18 protein-coding genes and 1 pseudogene are annotated in these 19,697 nt (G+C 62.3%); 15 read left to right on the top strand and 4 right to left on the bottom strand.

Annotated features, from left to right (window positions below):
- Nucleotides 1-13 precede the first annotated feature (13 nt).
- The 4 genes from BAMB_RS21610 to proX all read left to right on the top strand — a co-directional run bounded on the left by BAMB_RS21610 (nt 14) and on the right by proX (nt 2,589).
- Complete coding sequence (locus BAMB_RS21610) at nt 14-403, top strand: carboxymuconolactone decarboxylase family protein (protein WP_011659301.1); 390 nt, start codon at nt 14-16, stop codon at nt 401-403.
- 148 nt (nt 404-551) lie between these two features.
- Nucleotides 552-764, top strand: coding sequence for a succinate-semialdehyde dehydrogenase (NAD(P)+) (locus BAMB_RS21605; protein WP_011659300.1), 213 nt, complete (start codon nt 552-554; stop codon nt 762-764).
- 150 nt (nt 765-914) lie between these two features.
- Nucleotides 915-1,442 (top strand): Lrp/AsnC family transcriptional regulator, encoded by a 528-nt coding sequence (locus BAMB_RS21600; RefSeq protein ID WP_011659299.1) that lies wholly within the window; start codon nt 915-917, stop codon nt 1,440-1,442.
- Between the two features lie 118 nt (nt 1,443-1,560).
- The gene (gene proX / locus BAMB_RS21595) at nt 1,561-2,589 is read left to right on the top strand and encodes a glycine betaine/L-proline ABC transporter substrate-binding protein ProX (RefSeq protein ID WP_011659298.1); all 1,029 of its coding nucleotides are present in this window, start codon (nt 1,561-1,563) and stop codon (nt 2,587-2,589) included.
- Between the two features lie 267 nt (nt 2,590-2,856).
- On the opposite strand, the gene BAMB_RS21590 is transcribed toward proX, so the two are convergent.
- From BAMB_RS21590 to BAMB_RS21575, 4 genes and pseudogenes are all read right to left on the bottom strand, one after another.
- Nucleotides 2,857-3,225, bottom strand: a complete 369-nt coding sequence (locus BAMB_RS21590) for an antibiotic biosynthesis monooxygenase family protein (protein ID WP_011659297.1) — start codon at nt 3,223-3,225, stop codon at nt 2,857-2,859.
- A gap of 16 nt (nt 3,226-3,241) precedes the next feature.
- Entirely contained in the window at nt 3,242-4,009 is a 768-nt protein-coding gene (locus tag BAMB_RS21585) for a nuclear transport factor 2 family protein (RefSeq protein ID WP_011659296.1), read from the bottom strand.
- 123 nt (nt 4,010-4,132) lie between these two features.
- Nucleotides 4,133-4,354: pseudogene (locus BAMB_RS36200) on the bottom strand (carboxymuconolactone decarboxylase family protein); the annotation flags it as partial.
- A gap of 7 nt (nt 4,355-4,361) precedes the next feature.
- Entirely contained in the window at nt 4,362-5,093 is a 732-nt protein-coding gene (locus BAMB_RS21575) for a GntR family transcriptional regulator (protein ID WP_011659295.1), read from the bottom strand.
- A gap of 167 nt (nt 5,094-5,260) precedes the next feature.
- Between BAMB_RS21575 and BAMB_RS21570 the strand changes: the two genes are divergently transcribed.
- From BAMB_RS21570 to BAMB_RS21520, 11 genes are all read left to right on the top strand, one after another.
- Nucleotides 5,261-5,686, top strand: a complete 426-nt coding sequence (locus BAMB_RS21570) for a GlcG/HbpS family heme-binding protein (RefSeq protein ID WP_011659294.1) — start codon at nt 5,261-5,263, stop codon at nt 5,684-5,686.
- Nucleotides 5,679-6,734, top strand: coding sequence for an amidohydrolase family protein (locus BAMB_RS21565; RefSeq protein ID WP_011659293.1), 1,056 nt, complete (start codon nt 5,679-5,681; stop codon nt 6,732-6,734). Before BAMB_RS21570 ends, BAMB_RS21565 begins: the two co-directional genes overlap by 8 nt.
- Nucleotides 6,731-7,666, top strand: coding sequence for a VOC family protein (locus tag BAMB_RS21560; protein ID WP_011659292.1), 936 nt, complete (start codon nt 6,731-6,733; stop codon nt 7,664-7,666). The genes BAMB_RS21565 and BAMB_RS21560 overlap by 4 nt, the downstream gene beginning before the upstream one ends.
- Nucleotides 7,663-8,538, top strand: a complete 876-nt coding sequence (locus BAMB_RS21555; protein WP_011659291.1) for a fumarylacetoacetate hydrolase family protein — start codon at nt 7,663-7,665, stop codon at nt 8,536-8,538. The genes BAMB_RS21560 and BAMB_RS21555 overlap by 4 nt, the downstream gene beginning before the upstream one ends.
- A gap of 5 nt (nt 8,539-8,543) precedes the next feature.
- The gene (mhpA, locus tag BAMB_RS21550; protein ID WP_011659290.1) at nt 8,544-10,106 is read left to right on the top strand and encodes a bifunctional 3-(3-hydroxy-phenyl)propionate/3-hydroxycinnamic acid hydroxylase MhpA; all 1,563 of its coding nucleotides are present in this window, start codon (nt 8,544-8,546) and stop codon (nt 10,104-10,106) included.
- The gene (locus BAMB_RS21545) at nt 10,037-11,632 is read left to right on the top strand and encodes an MFS transporter (protein ID WP_227739316.1); all 1,596 of its coding nucleotides are present in this window, start codon (nt 10,037-10,039) and stop codon (nt 11,630-11,632) included. The genes mhpA and BAMB_RS21545 overlap by 70 nt, the downstream gene beginning before the upstream one ends.
- Nucleotides 11,633-11,667: 35 nt before the next feature.
- Nucleotides 11,668-11,979 carry a methyl-accepting chemotaxis domain-containing protein gene (locus BAMB_RS21540; protein WP_011659288.1) on the top strand — a complete coding sequence of 104 codons (312 nt, stop codon included), beginning with the start codon at nt 11,668-11,670 and terminating at the stop codon, nt 11,977-11,979.
- A gap of 165 nt (nt 11,980-12,144) precedes the next feature.
- On the top strand, nt 12,145-13,746 hold the full coding sequence (locus BAMB_RS21535; RefSeq protein ID WP_082089659.1) for a porin: 1,602 nt from the start codon (nt 12,145-12,147) through the stop codon (nt 13,744-13,746).
- Nucleotides 13,747-13,769: 23 nt separating this feature from the next.
- A complete protein-coding gene (locus tag BAMB_RS21530; RefSeq protein ID WP_198488770.1) occupies nt 13,770-15,830 on the top strand; it encodes a glycoside hydrolase family 3 protein in 2,061 nt (686 codons plus the stop codon).
- Between the two features lie 186 nt (nt 15,831-16,016).
- Complete coding sequence (gene gcvA / locus BAMB_RS21525; RefSeq protein WP_011659285.1) at nt 16,017-16,922, top strand: transcriptional regulator GcvA; 906 nt, start codon at nt 16,017-16,019, stop codon at nt 16,920-16,922.
- A 271-nt stretch (nt 16,923-17,193) separates the two neighbouring features.
- Nucleotides 17,194-19,692 carry a CoA transferase gene (locus BAMB_RS21520; protein WP_011659284.1) on the top strand — a complete coding sequence of 833 codons (2,499 nt, stop codon included), beginning with the start codon at nt 17,194-17,196 and terminating at the stop codon, nt 19,690-19,692.
- Nucleotides 19,693-19,697 lie beyond the last annotated feature (5 nt).

Here is a 19,697-nt window from a genome sequence, read left to right as displayed (position 1 = left end):
AAGGAGAGTGGAGATGAACGAAGACGACGCGCTGTTCCACAAGGGCTTGCCGATTCGCAGCGAGGTGCTGGGCGCCGACTATGTCGATGCCTCGCTGGCGAAGGCCGACGATTTCATGATGGCGTTTCAGCGCGCGACTACGGCCTGGGCTTGGGGATGGGCCTGGGGCGACGACACCCTGGACCGCCGCACCCGCAGCCTGATGCAGATCGCGTTGCTGACTGTGGCGGGCCATACCAACGAACTCAAGCTGCATGTAAAGGGCGCCTTGAACAACGGCGTCAGCGTCGAGGAGATCAAGGCGGCCCTGCTGCACGCGACGGCCTATTCCGGCATTCCCCACGGCCTGGGTGCCTTCAAGGCGGCGCATGAAGTGCTGGTGAGTGAGGGCGTGCTGGGCTGACGGTGCCGGGCGGACCTGGTTTTGCGTTCTTTCCGTGCGCCGCCCGACAAGCAGAAAAAACCGTAAGCCCGCTGCCACTGAACCAAAAGTTTCGAGGCGGCCGCGGGGACATAGTAATGGCCATACCGTTCCTTCTGGAGTCGATGCCATGCTTACCGGACATCCGGTCCCGATCCGCTCGCAATGTCATGTCGACGGCCGCTGGCTGTCGAGCGACAGCGGCGCGACGCTGGACGTGCGCAATCCCGCCGACCGTTCGGTGATCGGCCAGGTGCCGATACTCGATCGGGCGCAGATCGTCGCGCAGGTGAGGCAGGCAGTCGACCAGGTTGCGGATCGCATCGCGGCCGGCGCCAGATAAACCCGTATGACGCGCAGGAACGGGGAAGCGCGCCGCGCCGGGCTGCTAGCAAACGACGGAGCACCGCGGTCTGCTTTCCTCGTTTCAGAGGAGGTATGGTTTTTTGACCTCCCCTAAGGTAGTTCATCCAATCGAGGATAGGGGGGGACCATGAAGGGTGAACAGGCAGGCGCCGGGGCTGGGCGGATCAAGCTCGATCGTTATGACATCGCGATCCTGCGCATCCTCTCGACCGAAGGGCGCATCACCAAATCGCGGCTCGCGCAGGAGGTGAACCTGTCGATCTCGCCGGCCTGGGAGCGCGTCAAGCGGCTCGAGGCCCAGGGCCTGATCCGCGGCTATCGCGCGGAAGTGGATTGGGCCGGCGCGTTCACCGGCAGCCGCGTGGTGGTTGAGGTGACGCTGGCTCGGCATACCGCGCAGGACATGCGTCGCTTCGAGGAGCGGGTCGCGGCGGCGCCGGAGATCGTCGAGTGTCTGGCCACCGGCGGCGGCGTCGACTACGTCATGCAGGTGCTGTCGCGCGACATCGAGCATTACCAGCAGTTCATCGACAGCTTGCTCGGCGCGCAGCTCGGCATCGAGCGTTACTTCACCTACGTGGTGACGAAGGTGGTCAAGACCAAGGTGGACGGATTGCCGTCGTGGGCATCCGACGCGAGCCTGCTGGCCCGCTGAAGCGGCTCGCGACGTAGCGAGCCGAGCGGTTCGAGGCAGGTGGAATACAACAACAAACCGGCGCGCGTGGCGTGCCGGCATGCATCACACCCTATCCAAACAGGCATGGAGATCGATCATGAATAAACTGAAACCGGCACTGGCCGCACTGGCGTGCGTCGCGACGCTCGTTACCGGAGGCGCTGCGTCGGCCGCCGACCTGCCGGGCGCAGGCAAGACCATCAACTATGCGCAGACCGACGGCCTCGGCGCCAACTACGTATCGGTGCAGATCACGACCAAGGCGCTCAAGGCGATGGGCTACGACGTCAAGCTGAAGACCATGGGCACGGTGTTGTTCTTCCAGGCCGTCGCGCAGGGGGACGTCGACCTGGAAACCGACGTCAACTTCCCGCAGAGCGACCCGAACTTTCGCGCGGTGCAGGACCGCGCGGTGCAGGTCGGCCGCGGGCAGATCGACGGGGGCGGTATCAACGGCTACCTGATCGACCGGAAGACGGCGCTCGCGCACAACATCACCAGCCTCGAGCAGATGAAGGACCCGAAGATCGCCGCGCTGTTCGGCAATGACGGCAAGGCGCAGCTGATCAGCTGCGATCCCGGCTGGAGTTGCGGCGACGTGGTGAATTATCAGCTCGACAAGTTCGGGCTCCGGCAGACCGTCAAGCCGGTCACCGGCAAGTACGAGGCGCTGATGGCCGATGTAGTGTCGCGCATCAAGGGCGGCGAGCCGGCCTTCTTCTATGCCTGGAGCCCCTCGTGGACCACCAGCGAGCTGGTGCCGGGCAAGGACGTGGTCTGGCTGCCCACGCCGGCCGACGCGCTGCCGCCGAACGTGCCGAACGCCGGCTCGGCGCTGGTGAAGGACGTGCCGGGCTGCGCGGGCGGGGCGAACCCGTGCCGGATGGCGATGGCCTCGTGGAACTACAGCGCGGTGGCCAACAAGGACTTCATCGCCGCGAATGCGCCGGTGCGCGCGCTGGTCGAGCAGATCCACTTTCCCTCGTCGACCTGGTCGAACTGGGAGCTGGCGATCAGCCAGGCGCATGGTTCGTCGGCGATCGTCACGACGCTGGCGGATCAGTGGATCGCTGCGAACAAGGCGACGTTCGATCGGTGGGTGGCGGCGGCGAGCAAGGGGCGCTGAGGGCGGCCTGGTCCTGATCTTGTGACGGTGGCCCCGGTGCCGATCCAGGCGTCGGTCTTGCACGGTATCGCCGAATTCACGTATCCGCTGCGATACGGCTGGATATACAGCGCAAGCCGTTCCTGTCAGGTCAGGTTGCTCGAAATCCTTCGCAAACGGGAGGCGTCCATATACATATCATGAGGTGTAAAAGCCATGGATATGCCAATGAAGAAGGAACGGACGGTCGCATCCAAGGCAGCGGCCCGCGGGCCGCTGCCTGAGGGATTACTTCTGGTATCGCTTCATGCTCATCGTGGAAGCATCGATCATCGACATGAACTGGCCGGCCGCACCAGCGCGTTGAAAAGTCGCCATCGAGGCATCGGCGTCCTTCACGGATCGCCAATGGACGACCACCAACCATTCGTTGTCAGCGCCATGCGCACTCTCGCGGGAAATAAAACCCGGCTGTTTCGAGACGTGTTCACGCTCCACAGCTTTGTCGACTGATTCGAACGCGCGGATGGAGATGCCGGGCTTTAGCTTGAACGTGACAATCTCGATAACGCCGTTCGCAACTTCGTCGGCCGCAACCGGCTGGATTGCGAACGTCGTTACGAGAGCGCAGCTCAATAGGAGTTTCAAAATTTTCATTTATTGCTCCGCCTCCTCAGAATTTTCCGTTTGTATTCTTCCAATCGGCCTGAGGCGGAATGGCTTCAATAGTGTCCCAGTGTTCGGCGATCTTGCCGTTCGCCACACGGAAGAGGTCGTAGAACGCGCTCGGTTTGCCTGCGAACTCCCCCTCACTGGCGACAAGCACGAAGTTACCTTCGCCGAGAACCTTGTGGACCTTTTGGTACTTCATCGTGATGCCTTTCATTGCCATGACATGCAGCGCGTCACCAAGACCGGATAGACCGTCAGCGATCTGCGGGTTGTGCTGGTGGTAGTTGTCGCCGTCGAAGTAATCCGCAAGGCGCTCCATGCGGCCGTTCACCAGAATGTCGTCGACGAATGCTGCAACCAGATTCTTGTTGACCTCCGTCTTGACAAGGTCCTCCGGCACCGTCGGCCCGTCGATCATCGTGCGTCCGCTCGGGTTGGGCGTGTTCGGCGTTTGCTGCAGGTTGTCCCAGTGCTCGACGATCTGGCCATTCTCGAACCGGAAAATGTCGAAGCCGATCTTCGGGCCAAAGAAGTTGTAGTCGGTGTGCGTGAAAACGAAATCGCCGTCTCTGAACACCCGTATCGTGTTCACCTTCGCCGAGCCCTTTGGCAGGGCCTGTAGCACGGCGCCGAAACCTGCAAGCCCGTCACCGACGGCAAGATTGTGCTGGATGTACTTGGCGGGGTTGATCACGGCCGCCGGTGCTGATTCACCGGTCTCAATGGACTTGAGTAGCGCGACGACTTGTGCTTTGAGATCAGAGGACATGAAAATCCTTTCGATGACAGAGTGGTTGAACCGCCAGGAATTAGCTGACCGGCTAGCCGGCTCGCCGCTTGTTCTGCTTGTCGGGCTGCGCGCGGGAGGAGCGCGAACATGACGCCCCCCCTGTCAGTCCAGCGCGCCCTCGCTCACCAGCACTTCATGCGCCGCCTTGAAGGCACCCAGGCCGTGGGGAATGCCTGAATAGGCCGTCGCGTGCAGCAAGGCTGCCTTGATCCCTTCAACGTTGACGCCGTTGTTTAGAACTCCCTAAACATGCAGCTTGAGTTCGTTGGTATGGCCCGCCACGGTCAGCAGCGCGATCTGCATCAGGCTGCGGGTGCGTCGGCCCATGTGGTCATTCGTTCCGTGGGAACAGCGTGGTATCGGTCAAAATGATTTCGGCCGTTTGCTGGTAGTGCGTCTTGAGCAACTCGATTGCCCGCAGGGAATCTCGGGCGACGACCGCGTCCAGCATGGCCTTGTGCTCTTCCTTTTCGTGTCGGTTCGGATAGATGCGCCGCACCGACAGTTGCCGGTAGCGGTAGAGCTGGTCGGCGAGTTGCTCGCAAAAGCCCATGAGCCAGCGCGACCGGCAGCCGCTGATGAGCGCCCGGTGGAACGCGCGGTGGAGCCGCTCCCACTCTGGGTTCTCCAGATACTCGGTCTCGTTGAGCGAGCGCGGCACTTTGGACAGCCGGTGATAGGCGAGCACCAGTTCTTCTTCCCACTCGGGCTGGTTGGCGGCAAATGCTTCACGCAGCGCGACTTCTTCGAGAAGGATTCGCGTTCGGGTGATCTCGCGCAGGTCGTCGGCGCTGATGTCCGTCACCGCGAAGCCGCGCTGGTCGCGCCTTTCCACCAGGCCGTCGGAGGTGAGCCGGTTGAGCGCCTCGCGAACCGGCGTCTGGCCCGCCTGGTACTGCTCGCAGAGAAATTCGATTTGCAATTTACGGCCGGGTTCCAGCTTGCCGGCCAGCAAGTCCGTGCGCAGCCGATCGTAGAGACTGGTCGCCAGGGTGATATTGGAAGCCATGCCGTTGGCCGCGGGGACGGTGACGGGAAACGGCTGCTCGCTCGGTCGGGACACGGTGACCTCTAGTGTTGGGATTGTCCGGGAAAGTATATCCGATAGTGGCGTACGCCGTAAGAGTTGGTGAAATATAGGTGATTTCCCTTGTTTGTGTATAAAAACGATCAAACAAGGGAAAAATATATATAATCCGCTCCATCAGAGTTCGCAGGGAGCGGCAAACCATGGACCGTTTGACCCTGGCGCAAGCCAGCCAGATCGTGGGCGTCGCGCTCGAGGCGGCGCGCGAGCACGGCTTCAAGCCGATGGCCGTGGTGGTCCTCGACGAGGCGGGACACCTCAAGGCGGCGCAGCGCGAAGACGGGGCGTCGATGTCCCGCGTCGACATCGCGCAGGGCAAGGCGTGGGCGTCGGCCAGCATGGGCGTCTCGAGTCGCGCGCTGCTGGCGCGGGCGAAGGACAACCCGACTTTCTTCAACGCGCTGTCGGCCATGAATGCCGGCAAATTCATTCCGCAGACGGGTGCCGTCGTGATCCGCAACGAGGCGGGCGACGTGCTCGGCGCGGTCGGCGCTTCCGGCGGAACGGGCGACGAGGACGAGATGATCTGCATCGCCGGCGTGACGGCGGCGGGACTTCAGCATGGATGAGGCAACGCGCGGGCATGCCGCCCATTCCTGCTGCGCGGGGCACGGCATCGACGTGCACACCCACGTCGTGCCGGCGGACTTCCCGCGCTATGCGGGGGCGCACGCGCCCTCGTCGTGGCCGTTGATGGCACCGGCTCACGCGTGCCACCGCCACGTGATGATCGATGGTGCCGTTTATCGCACGGTGTCCGACCAATGTTGGGACATCGGCAAGCGCATCGACGACATGACGGCGCAGCAGGTCGGCATTCAGGCGCTTTCGCCGATGCCCGAGCTGCTTTCGTATTGGATGCCGGTGGCCGATGCCGCCGTTCTGCTGCGCTATATCAACGATGAAATCGGCGGGATGGTCGCCCAAAGCGGTGGTTGCATGATCGGTCTGGGCGCCGTGCCGCTGCAGGACATCGATGCCGCGATCGCCGAGCTATCCAGGCTGATGGCCGTGCCGGAGTTCGCCGGCGTCGAGGTGGGCAGCAACGTCAACGGCGTACCGATCGGCGATCCGCGCTTCGATCCGTTCTTCGAGGCGGCGGAAGCGCTCGGGGCCGCGATCTTCGTCCATGCACTGAAGCCTGCGGGCACGGAGCGGCTCGTAGGGCCGAAGCCCTTGTTGCAGGCGCTTGGCTATCCGACCGACGTGGGTCTTGCGGCGGCCTCTGTCATCTGCACGAACCTGATCGTGCGCCGGCCGCGCCTGCGCATCGCGTTCAGCCACGGCGGCGGCACGCTTGCGTCGCTGCTGCCGCGTCTCGAGCAGGCGCATTCGGTGTTCGCGCCGCTCGGCGAGGCGATCGTGGAATCGCCTTCTGCGCAGGCGCGGCGTCTCTATTACGACGCGCTCGTCTTCGATCACGCCACGCTCGCGCACCTCGTGTCGCGTTTCGGCGAGACGCAGATCATGCTCGGCACCGACTATCCGTTTGCGTTCCGTGACAAGGACCCGGTCGGCCGGATTTTGAGCGCCGGCCTGGAACCCTCCGCGCAAGTACGCCTTATTCATCAGAATGCCGAAACGTTCCTCGGCATGCGTTCAAGGAGTTTTGCATGAAGCAACCGCTTGTCACCGCCTTGCGCGGCATCGCGATCGGCGTTCCCGATCTCGCGCTGGCCGAGCAGTTCTATACGGAAACGTGGCGCCTCGCGGTGGTCGCGCGCACCGCCGATGCCGTCTATCTGCGCGGCACCGGCGCGGCTCACCATATTCTGGCGTTGCATCGAAGCGAGCAGCCCGACGTGCGCTCGGTCGACTTCAGCGTTGCCTCGATCGATGCGCTGCATGCGCTGGCGCAAGTGATTCCCGAGCACGGCGGCGCGATCGTCAGCAGCCCCGACGCGACCGGCGAGCCGGGCGGCGGCACGCAGCTCGTCGCTCGCGATCCGCAGGGGCGCATCCTGCGCTTCATCGCGGGGGACGAGCGCCACGTCGATACCGCCGAGGTCGAGGACCGTCCGGTCAAGATCACGCACGTGGTGCTCAACAGCGCCGACGTCGCCGTGGCACAGCGCTTCTTCGAGGACGCGCTCGGCTTCAAGCTGTCCGACCGGACCAGGATCATGGCGTTCATGCGCTGCAGCAGCGACCACCACAGCATCGCGCTCGCAGACGCCACCGAGAACACGCTCAACCACATCGCGTTCCTGATGCCCGATCTCGATTCGGTCATGCGCGGCGGCGGCCGGATGAACGACGCCGGCTATCCGATCGAATGGGGCGTGGGCCGGCACGGTCCCGGCAACAACGTCTTCGCGTATTTCCTCGGGCCGTTCGATTTCGTGATCGAGTACACGGCGGAAGTCCAGCAGGTCGACGACACCTATCGCACCGGCGGCCCCGCCGACTGGACGTGGCCGCCTGGCCGCATCGACCAGTGGGGCGTGGGCCGTGCGCCGTCTCCTCGGCTCAAGGAAGCGCAAAAGAGGATTTTCTTTCACGGCGAGGCAGGCCGTCACTACTCATCCGATCCAGGGAGTCTCAATTGAAACTGATCACGTTTAAACAGAACGGCGACACGCGGCTTGGCGTACTCGACGGCAGCGACGTCATCGACCTGAACCGCGCGGACCCGGCCGTCCCGGCCGACTTGCGCGCGGCGCTCGAGGCGGGCGTGGACGTCGTCGCGGCGGCGCGCAACGCGGCCACCCGTGCTGACGTGGGCAATCGCATTCCCTTGTCCGAAGTGGAGTTGGCGCCGGTGGTGCCGAAGCCCGGCAAGATCGTCTGTCTGGGCCACAATTTCTACGACCACGCCAAGGAAGGCGGCAACCTGAAGCCCGTCTATCCGCTGATCTTCTTCCGCGGCGCGACCTCGCTGATCGCGCATGGCGATCCCGTGATTCGTCCGTTCGTGTCCGAAAAGCTCGACTATGAAGCCGAATTGGTCGTCGTGATCGGCAAGACAGGCCGCCACGTGAAGCGCGAAAACGCGCTCGACCACGTGTTCGGCTACGCCTGCTTCAACGACGTCTCGGTGCGCGACTATCAGAAGCGCACGGCGCAATGGACAATCGGCAAGAACTTCGACGGCACCGGCGCATTCGGCCCCTGGCTCGTGACGTCCGACGAATTGCCGCCGGGCGCGGCGGGCCTGAAGCTCGAATTGCGCCTGAACGGCGAGGCGATGCAGCGCGCGAATACGGCCGACATGATCTGGAGCGTCGCCGAGACGATCGAGCTCTTGACCGAGTGCCTCACGCTCGAGCCCGGCGACGTGGTGGTGATGGGCACGCCCGCGGGCGTCGGCTTCGCGCGCACGCCGCCGGTGTGGATGAAGGCCGGCGATCGCGTGGAAGTGGATATCGAAGGCATCGGCGTGCTGTCGAACGTCGTGCAGGACGAGGCTGCGGCGCAGTGAAAGCGATGACCGACGATTTCGACGTTCTCATTTCCGGCTTCGGCCCTGCGGGCGCGGTGGCGGCCAACCTGCTCGGCAAGCTTGGCATCCGCACGCTGTGCTTCGACAAGGCGCGCACGGTGTACGACAAGCCGCGCGCAATCGCGCTCGATCACGAGATCATGCGGATCTTCCAGGATCTTGGTCTGGCAGAGCGCATCGCGTCCCATATTGCGGCGTTCCCGCCGTCGGAGTACTACGGCGTCGACGGCGACTTGATCAAGCGCATCGATACTGTTCCGCAGCCTTATCCGCTCGGCTACACGCCGACGATGGTCTTCACGCAGCCGCCCGTCGAAGCGGCGCTGCGCGAGCAGGCGGCGACCTACGATTGCATCGAGGTCGCGCTCGGCACCGAGCTCGTCGATTTCGAGGACGACGGTGAGCGTGTGCGGGCACAGCTTCGCTCGGATATCGGCGAGACGAGGACGGTGACCGGCCGCTATCTGATCGCGTGCGACGGCGCGTCGAGCTTCGTGCGCACGCGTCTCGGCATCGCGCTCGACGATCTGATCTTCGACGAGCCCTGGGTCGTCGTCGACATGCGCGTCAACGAGCGAGGCCTCGCGAAGCTGCCGAAGGTGGCGATCCAGTATTGCGAACCTGCGCGTCCCTGCACGTACATCGTCGGTCCTGGCTCGCATCGCCGCTGGGAAATCATGTTGTCGCCCAATGAAGATCCGCGCGAAATGCAGCGGGAAGAGAAGGTGTGGGAGCTGCTGTCGCGCTGGCTCACGCCCGACGACGGCGAGCTCTGGCGCGCGGCGAGCTATCGCTTTCATGCGCTCGTCGCGGCGCAGTGGCGGCGCGGGCGGGTGTTCATTGCGGGCGATGCGGCGCATCAGCAGCCGCCGTTCATCGGCCAGGGGATGTGTCAGGGCGTGCGCGACGTCGTCAACCTGACATGGAAGCTCGAGCGCGTGCTGCGCGGCGGGTCGTCCGATGCGCTGCTCGATAGCTACGAGGTCGAGCGCAAGGCTCACGTGCGCTGCCTCACGACGCGCATCAAGGACATCGGCCGCGTGATCTGCGAACGTGATGTCGAGGCGGCGCGCGAGCGTGATGCGCGCTTGCTGCGCGAGGCGGGCGGCGTTGTGAAGACGGTCACGCGCCAGGAAATCGTGCCGCCGCTGCAGGCGGGGCTGCTCGCCAAAGACGGCAATCCGGTCGGCGGGACGCTGTTTCCGCAGCCGCTTGTCGATGCGCAAGGCGGTGCTGCGCAACTGCTCGATGTCGTGGTGGGCGGGGGCTGGCGCATCGTCGCGTCGGAGGCGGGCGTGCTCGGCGCGTCGGCGCTGGCGGCAGCGCGGGAAATTCCGGCGACGGTCATACAGGTGGGCCCGGCAGGCGGCGAGGCCTCGGCTGGCGTGCTCGCCGTCACCGAATGCGAGGGCGTGCTGGCCCGTTGGTTCGTTACGCACAGCTGCAAGGCGGCGATCGTACGCCCCGACCACTACGTGTGGGGCGTGGCCGCCGACGCAGCCGAACTCGAGCGGCAGCTCTCGACGCTCGCAATAGCGCTGCGCTAGCACGCCGGCAAAACGATCGCGGAACCGGTGCCGTGCGCGGCGCCGGACCGTCATACCGGAAAAAGCAGTATCGGCCGGGACCACGTCCGGCACCCGTTCGAGAAGACGAGGAGACATCAGTGGCAATCACCATCAACGCACGCGAGGAAATCGCGCACGCCCGCATCGGCGCGTTTCATCTCCGGTTCGCGGCGCTCATCACCATCATCATGTTTTTCGACGGCTACGACCTGTTCAACGCCGCTTATGTGATCCCGCTCGTGCGCAAGAGCTGGCAGCCGTCGCCCAACATGATCGGCATCATGCTGTCGAGCGGCATCGTCGGGCTTTCGATCGGATCGGTCGTGCAGGGGCTGCTCTCGGACCGCTTTGGCCGCCGCCGCACGATGCTGCTGGCGCTCTGGATGCTCACCGGCGCAAGCGCCTTGCTCGCCACCGTGGTTCACACGCCGACGATGTTCGCGCTGCTGCGGCTTGTCATGGGTGTCGCGCTCGGCATGGTCACGCCGCTCGCGCTCACCTGCATCAACGAATGGGCGCCGGCGAAGCAGGCGAACCTGTTCGCAACCTGGGTGTTTCAGCTCGGGTTCTCCGCCGGCGGCATCTTTGCGGGCATCGCGGGGCTTTGGCTCACGCCGAGCTTCGGCTGGCAGTCGCTCTACTTCATCGGCGCGCTGTCGTTCGTTGTCGCGATCGTGGCAGGCTTCTGGCTGCCCGAGTCGATCCAGTACCTGATGCTGCGCAAACGTCATGAGCCGGTGCGCAAGCTGCTGGCGACGCTGCGTCCCGAGCGGGCGGACGTGTACCGCGACGCTGCATTCGCACCGATGCACAAGCCGGCGAAGATCGGGTCTGTCGCTGAGCTGCTGGCGCCGATCTATCGCCGCAACACGCTGGTTCACTGGATCACCGGCTTTCTGAGCCTCTTTTGCATCCACGGCCTGACGGGCTGGCTGCCGACGTTGGTGGTCGCACATGGTGAAGGCGTGTCGTCGGCGTTCGCCTACGGGGCCACGGTCATGGTGGCATCCGTGTTCGGCGGGATCGGCATGGGCTGGCTCGCGGACCGGCTGCGCAGCCGCATCCGGGCGATGGTCGTCGGCTATGTGTTCGCGGCGGTGTCGATGGGCGCCATCGGTCTCGCCATCGGACATCTGTGGCTGCCGCCGTTCATCATCGCCGCCGGCTTCTTCGTCTTCGGCGCGCAAGGCGTGCTGAACAACTACCAGGCCATGAGCTACCGGACGGAGGTGCGCGGCACCGGGATGGGCGTGGCCGTCGGCCTGAATCGCGTCGGCGGGATCATGGGGCCGATCATCGTCGGCGCGGTTGCTTCGGTCACGTCGTCGTCAGGCTATACGTTCGGGCTCTTCGCGATCGCGCTGGCGCTGGCCGCCGCCGTGATCTCGCTCGGCCAGCGCGAAATTGCCGCAATTTCGGCCGGTACATCAGCGCCCAATGCACCGCCCACGCGCGACGAGGGTGACGCGGGTTCGCTCCCTGATCCGGGAAGGGCTTCGCACTGACTTCAGGATGAGGCAATGGCAACGGAGAGAAGACGTTGGTACTGAGCAAACTTCGTATTCCCGCAGCGCTGACCTTGGTTACGGGCGTCTGGCTCTTCAGCCTCCTCTTGGTACTAGGGCGTATCGTTGCGGCCGCGCGCCGAGCCTCCGGTCAAAGTGCAGAGATGAGTGCGTCTGCCGCGGACCAGCGAGTCACCGTCGAGGAGATTGGCGCGGCGATTGAGCAGATCGACCATGTCACCCAGAGCAACGCGGCCTTGGTTGAAGTGTCGGTTCGGATGGCCGACGGGCTCAATCAGAGAGCCAGGGAGCTTGTGTCTACTGTCTCGGTTTGGAAGGTGAGGTAACCGCTGCCGGTCGACGGTTTTTCTCTGACGTAAAGCTTCTATAGGAAGGGAGGATAGCCGTTTGGAGACTTCAAAGATAGAAGCATACCTTTGCGAATTTTATAGTTAGCAATACTGATTGTAATTGAATTCATATTTCATTAAATAACGACATGGGCGGAGATCATGAGTGAGCAGAAAAGAAGTCGTCGTTCGAGGATAGGAACCGACAATCTGATTCCGGTGGGCGCGATAGCGCTGAGTATTGCGACTGGACCCGCGTGGGCTGGTGGCAACGAGGAATTGATGGAACTTGTCCGGAAGCAAAATGCGCAAATCGAGCAATTACAGGCGGAAATGCGCGATCTACGCATGCAGGTTAACCAGCAAATGCCCGCATCGCGTTCCGCATTGACCGATTCGATGGCGTCGACGAGTACTGACTTCCCTGAATCCGGGAACTCGTCGCGCAAGGCCGAAGCCATCGCGCGCCGCAAAGCCGATACGGCTCCAGGAGCGGAGGTCGCTAGCGTGACACCGTCGGGCGCACTCGACACGATCGCGCCTCCGGCACTCTATTCAGGCATGATCCCGGATTTGACACTCGGCCGCGTAGTCACGCGGTTGCGCGGTGATGTGGTTGTCGAGGGGGGATACGTAAGCCAGGCTAACGACTCTCATCTCAACTCGAGTGCGGTACGGGAGCGCTTCAGATTTATCGTCAACCCTGAAGTGCAGGCTAACGGCGGATTCAGTTATGGCGGTCTCGTTCGTTACGTTGTCGCGAAGGGCGATCAGAGCGTCAACGCACCAGACCGCACGTTTCTATACGCGCGAGGACCCTATGGTGATTTCAGCGCTGGCGTTCGCAATGGCTATGGCGACGAGAGCTACTTTCCGTTCGCGCTTGATTACTTGCCTACCGGCCGCTTCGACACTGCGCTCGGCTTCATGGTGCCCAACGGCGGCACGACAGGAGGAGCACAAGGCGTAGATGCGATCAATGGCCGGTACCAGGGTGCGGACATCGGCGGCGGTGTAATGGGGGCACTGATGGGTACGAGCGTCGTTTGGCCGGCGCTTGCGGTTGACAACAATGCGAGCAAGGTGATGTACATGTCGCCCCGCTTCGCCGGGTTCCGCTTCGGCTTCGATTGGACGCCCCGGAACGACGCGTACGACATTAGTACCAATCGGCTCAATTACACGACGTCTACCGCGCTCACCGGGGCTGGTTATGACGCAGTTTTCCGCAATCTGATTGAAGTCGGTTTCGACTACGATCAGAAATTCGGTGACGTGAGACTGTTGGGTAACTTCGTTTATATGACTGGCAAGTCCGTTCCAACGGCGACGACCGTGGGCGGCACGTTCTACGATCTCAGGGCCTATCAGGCCGCATTCCGCGTCGAGTACGGCGGCTTTGCAATCGGACCGTCCGTGCTCTATCTGGGCAAGAGCGCCCAGCAAAAGCATGGCACGGCAAGCTCCCCGATCTATAACGCGAATACCTACAACTATTCGCTCGAAGCTCAGTACCGCTTTGGTCGGTGGGTCGTAGGCGGCGCATATCGCTACGGACAGGATCCGGGACAAATGACACTCCCCGGTGCACGGACGTTGCGCGTGTACGAACTGGGTGCGGCATACACGCTGTGGAAAGGCATGCAGTTGCAGATGACATATGACCATTTTGTTGCGCACAGCGACAAGGCAACGACCGCGACGTCCGGCAGCCCGAGCGATCGTGGTGACGTTATCACTGCACGTGCCGTCTTCCGCTTCTAACTGAACTCGATCTACGTACACAGGTGATCTATATCACCTGTGCGCAGATCGCGTTGGCTCTTAAGGACTCGAACGTGCATATTCCTGACATTCGTTTTCCCGCAACGTTCGTCGTGTGCGCGTGCGCAATCGCAGCCGCCGCTTGCACGACGCCTCCAAGCGGTTCAACGAGGCAGCCTTTCATAGGCGCTCGCTCCGATTCACTGATTCATGTGGACGGCCTGGTCTTCAAAGATCTCGCACATGATGGAGTTTTGCATCCGTACGAAGACTGGAGACTGAGTGCCGAGACGCGCGCACGCGATCTGACCGCGCGGATGACACTTGAGGAAAAGGCCGGGACCATGATGCATGGTACCGCTCCGTCATTGGGTCACGCTCCGGTTCCGGGTGCCGGGGATCGTTGGGATTTCGATCGACTCGGAAACCTGATTGAACGCTCACATGTCAGTTCTTTCATCACGCGCCTGAGCGGGAATCCCGCTGATCTCGCGAGGGAGTACAACGAGGCACAGGCGATCGCCGAACATTCGCGCCTTGGTATTCCGCTTACGATCAGTTCGGACCCGCGCAATGGATTCGACTACCAGGCTGGGGCAAGCGTCGCAGCGGGTCGCTTCTCTCAGTGGCCCGATCCCCCAGGCTTTGCCGCGATCGGCGATGCTGGCCTGGTGCGACAGTTTGCGGATATCGCTCGGCAGGAGTACGGCGCTATCGGAATTCGCATGGCGCTGTCTCCCCAGGCGGACCTCGCGACCGAGCCGCGGTGGGGACGTATCAAGGGCACCTTCGGCGAGGATCCAGCAACGGCCCGGCGGCTGGTCAATGCGTACATTCTCGGCTTCCAGGGTGCTCACGGCATAGACGATACGAGCGTTGCGACAGTCGTCAAGCATTGGGTTGGCTATGGCGCATCCGTGAACGGCTACGACGGGCACAACCACTATGGTCGCTTCACCGATCTGTCGACTGAAACGCTCGAAAGCCACTTGACGCCATTCAAAGGCGCGTTTGACGCGGGAGTCGCGGCGGTGATGCCAACGTACAGCATGCCTCCAAAAGATCTGAATGTCCGCGGAGTAGAGGGTCCGCTGGAACAAGTCGGTGCCGGTTTTGGCCGACAGATGCTGACTGAGCTGCTCCGCGGTCGTTTTGGATTCGGTGGCATCATCCTGACCGATTGGGGAATCGTCGACGACTGCGACGAGGTTTGCCTGCATGGAGCCGCTCCAGGCAAAAAGGCCACGCCAGCCGACATCGCGATGCCGTGGGGCGTTGAGAATCTGCCGAAAGCCGAGCGCTTTTTGAAGGCGCTGAATGCGGGTGTCAATCAGTTCGGCGGAATCGACGACCCGACGCCGATCGTTGAGCTTGTGAAGTCAGGACGACTGTCCGAAACTCGTCTGGATGCCTCGGTGACTCGAATTCTCGAGCTGAAATTCAAGCTTGGGCTTTTCGAGAATCCCTACGTCGATCCGGAGCGGGCTTCGAGAGTGGTGGGCAATGCCGCCTTTGCGGAAAAAGCAAAGGAGACTCAGGCTCGTTCGCTCGTACTGCTCGAGAACAAGGGAAATTTCTTGCCCTTGCGCCCGTCTGCACAGCGAGTGTTCCTGTATCACGTGGACGCTGACGCCGCTCGCCGAGCCGGCTTTAAACCGGTGGACAAGCTGGAAGACGCCGATCTGGCGATCTTGCGCGTGACGACGCCATTCGAGCGCCCGCATGCCAACTATTTCTTCGGCGCACGCTACAACGAAGGCGATCTCGCGTTTGGCGAAAGCAATCCCGACTATGCCGCCATTGAAGCGGTAAGCCGACGTGTGCCGACAATCGTGACGGTCTACCTCGATCGCCCAGCGATTCTTACCAACGTACGCTCTAAAGCGACCGCTCTGATCGGTAACTTTGGAGTCAGTGACGCTGCGTTGTTCGACGTTCTCACGGGAAAGCTTAGCCCCGCAGGCAAATTGCCTTTCGAACTGCCCTCGTCAATGGCCGAGGTGGCGCGTCAGCGCCCAGATGTGCCGCACGACACGGCACATCCTCTTTATCCGATTGGCTTTGGTCTTGTCTATGAGAGATAGTCGAGGATCAACCGGAGTGCGGTCGATATGGATTGCCGACCCCTCATATGATGTCGCGTTGGCGAGTAACTTGTCGTTGTCTCTCGACATCCGCCGCGGCGCCCCGCGCCCGATTCTGATCGCATCGGTGCAATAGAATGCCGGTATTCTCGTTTGCCCACCCGATCTATTGCAACGATTCGCACGATGAAACGACTTCCACCGCTCAATTGGCTACGTGCATTCGAATCGTCAGCCCGGCACCTGAGTTTCACGCACGCGGCGACCGAGTTGAATCTGACTCAGGCCGCAATCAGCCAGCAGGTGAAAGGACTTGAATCCCAGCTCGGTACGGCGTTATTCAAGCGCCTGCCGCGCGGCATCGAGTTGACCGAGGCCGGACTCGCCTACCTGCCAGTCGTGCATGAAGCGATAGAGCGGCTTGCTGCCGCCACCGACGAGATTTTTGGGCAAGGGCATCTGAAGGTGCTGACAGTGCGAGTGAGTCTGGTGTTTTTCACGCATTGGCTCGCATGGCGTATACCGGACTTTCGCAAGCGGTATCCGAACGTCAATCTACGCATTACGAGCAATATCTGGGGAGGCGATAGCAGCGTCACTGATGTCGAAGCCGATCTGGAGATCCGCTACGGGCACGGAAAATGGACGGGGCTGCGTGCTGAGCGACTGACCTGGGACACGCTGCTGCCGGTCTGTGCTCCCGGGTTGCTGTCTCCCAAAGCGCCTCTTTCGGTGCCGAAGGACCTAGCGCATTACGAGCTGCTCCATGTGCTCGGCTACGAGGAAGGCTGGGGATACTGGCTCAAAAAGGCGGGTGCATCGAAGGTCGATTCGTCGAAGGGGATGCAATTCGACACGCTGATTTCGGCCCTGAAGGCGGCTGAACTCGGTCAGGGCGTTGCGCTTGCAAGGTCGTCCCTCGTCGAGCACATGTTGATTTCCGGCCAGTTGATTGCGCCACTGAAACCACGCCTTCCAACCAGTGAGGCGTTCTACCTCGTCTATTCCCCGCACAGTATCGTCAATCCTCATGCGGCTGCGTTCGTCGAATGGCTCAGCGCACAGGTTCAGGGGGCCCACGCGAAATTCTGATCTCGCATGTGGTTTGCGTATGCGAGTCGGCTTGCCGGGATGCGATCTCTGACCGGCCCATCATTTGCTCGAGTCATAAAAAAAACGTACCCATCCTCGTTTTTTTTATTGCTTTACCCACCACGGCTTCTCGCCGAAAGTTGCTTCCATCCCGTTTGACCGTCATCCAACCGCGACTCGACGCGGCCGGCCGGCGGTGACGGGGGATTGTCCACAACACGATGATCGACGGTCGCGCAATGCGGCCAGTCTGGAGGCGACTCGGCGGATTATGGGAAAGAGCAATCAATTGCCGTTCAGCGGTGTGAAAGTCATCGATTTCGGCCAGTACATTGCGGGGCCAGCGGTCGCGATGATCCTCGCGGATCTGGGTGCGACCGTCATTCACGTCGATCCTCCAGCCGGGCCGCTTTGGGATAGCCCGGCCAATGCGGTGCTCAACCGCGGCAAGCATTGCCTGCGGCTCGACCTGAAGACCGACAAAGGCCTGGAAGAAGCCAAAGATCTGATTCGGCGCGCGGACGTTGTCATCGAGAACTTTCGGCCGGGCGTGATGGCGCGGCTGGGTCTTGATTTCGCGAAGTTGCGTGAAGCACGCCCGCAACTGATCACGCTCTCGATGCCAGGCTTTGCCAGCAACGACCAGTTACGTCGCGAATGGCGCGCGTTCGAGCCGATCATCGCGTCCGCTTCGGGCGTATTTACGGACATGGGGCAGAACCGCGTGCTGATGGGCATCAATCCGAGTTTCTCGCCTTTGCCGCTCGCGTCCGCCTACGGCACCATGCTGGCCGTCTCGGCTGTCGCGCTTGCGTTGCAGGCGCGGCAGCGCACAGGCGTGGGAGATGAAATCGAGGTCCCTCTGGCATCGGCTGTGATGGAGGGGCTCTCCTACAACTCGATCCATATCGAGAACTACCCCGAGCGATACAAGACCCTGCGCGAAAAGGAAATCGAGCGGCGGCGCTCCAACAATCTACCGATGGATCTGTCGTACGAAGCGCTGCAGGAATATCTGGATCCGTTCTACCGGACCTATGAGTGTGCTGACGGCCGCAAGTTTTATGCAGTGTGCCCGTCACATCGCTCGCATGCACGCCGCTGCCTGCAGGCGATGGGGCTGTACGAGGAAATGCTGGAAGCCGGCTTGCCGCGGATCGACGATCCGTACCTGCCGATTTCCGAATGGGAAGGGAACGCGTCGCTAGGGGTCTATCCGTTACCCGAGCAGTGGGCGAAGCGGATTTCCGCGCGTATGAAGGAAGTTTTTCGTACGAAAACAGCAGCCGAGTGGGAAAAGATTTTCGGCGAAGGAGGTTTCCCTGGAGCGGCACACCGGACCACGCGGGAGTGGCTGCATGACGACCACGCGAATACTGCCGGCCTGGTCGTGAATGTCGACGATCTCGAATATGGTGTGATGAAGCAGCCTGGGCCGGTCGCATGGCTTGAAGACTGTGCCGAATCCATGCTCTCGCCGGCGTCCCGCCATCCGGTGACCTTCCGGGATGCGTTAGCCATTCTGGATGAGCAGGAGCGTACTGAGCTGCCTGCTCCGTCGGGAACGCCCACACAGGGGTGGCTCGACGGGGTGCGTGTGCTCGACCTGACGAACGTGATCGCCGGGCCCCACTCGGCGTCGTTTCTCGGCCGGTTTGGTGCCGATGTCATCAAACTCGACCCCGTCGTGCCGAATTATGATCCGTGGAATACGGTGGTCTTCGGGATGTCGTCGGCGCGAGGGAAGCGGAGCGTGCTCGTCGATCTGAACCATCCGGATGGACGCGAGGTGTTCGCTCGACTCGCGCGGTCTGTCGATGTGATCGTCATGAATGCCCCGGATCGTCAGCTTGAACCGCTGGGGCTGGACGAGGCGACCCTCCGTTCCATCAATCCCGGCGTGATCTTCTGCCAGCTCGACTGCTTCGGCGGTCCTCGACGCGGGCCGCGGACCGACTACCTTGGCTACGACGATCTGATCCAGGCGTGCACCGGAATCATGGTGCGATTCGGTGGCGGCATGGAGACGCCGGAGGAGCATGCGCATGTCGGAACGATCGACGTCATGTGTGGATTCGCGGCTGCACTGGGTGTGGCTGCCGCGCTTTACCGCAAGGCGAAAACAGGCGAGGTCGGCCGCGCGAGAACTTCCTTGTCGGCGCTTGGCAATCTGGTGCAGATCCCGTTCTCGTATGACTATGCGAATCGCCCGCCATTCGACGAGCCGTCCGGCCGCGAGGCGATCGGCTATGGCGCGATGTCCCGATTCTTCCGGGCCGCGGACGACTGGATCTATGTGCACACCAGCGAGAATGAGCTGGACGAACTGGATCGAGTAGAAGGTCTGGCCGGAATTGCGGCAGCCAAGGACCCGGCTGCATTCCTCGCGTCTGCGCTTGGCACCGCGTCCGCCGCGTCTTGGCAGACCCGGTTGCAGGCCGCCAATATCGCGGCGGCGGTGCCTGACAACATCGTCAACCTCCGCCGGCACAATAGTCGGCCCTGCGACGATCGCCCAGGTATCGACAACGGCAGCTATTCGTTCAGCGTCTATGCGAACCATCCTAGCGGTCGATGCGTCACGCAGCTCGATCCTTTCGCGATTCGTCCGCGCCATGCCCGGATTCGCGCCTTGGCACCGGCCGAAAAATTCGGCGCATCGACCTACGCCGTCCTGCGCGAGTTCGGATACAGCGATGCCGAGATCGAGATACTGATTGCCCGACATGCGGTCGGCGATAGCTGGTCCGAAGAGTATTTGCCCAGCTAGTTGCG

Origin of the sequence: Burkholderia ambifaria AMMD, assembly GCF_000203915.1 — a bacterium.
Taxonomy (GTDB): Bacteria; Pseudomonadota; Gammaproteobacteria; order Burkholderiales; family Burkholderiaceae; genus Burkholderia; species Burkholderia ambifaria.
This window is presented reverse-complemented; position numbering and strand designations above follow the sequence as displayed.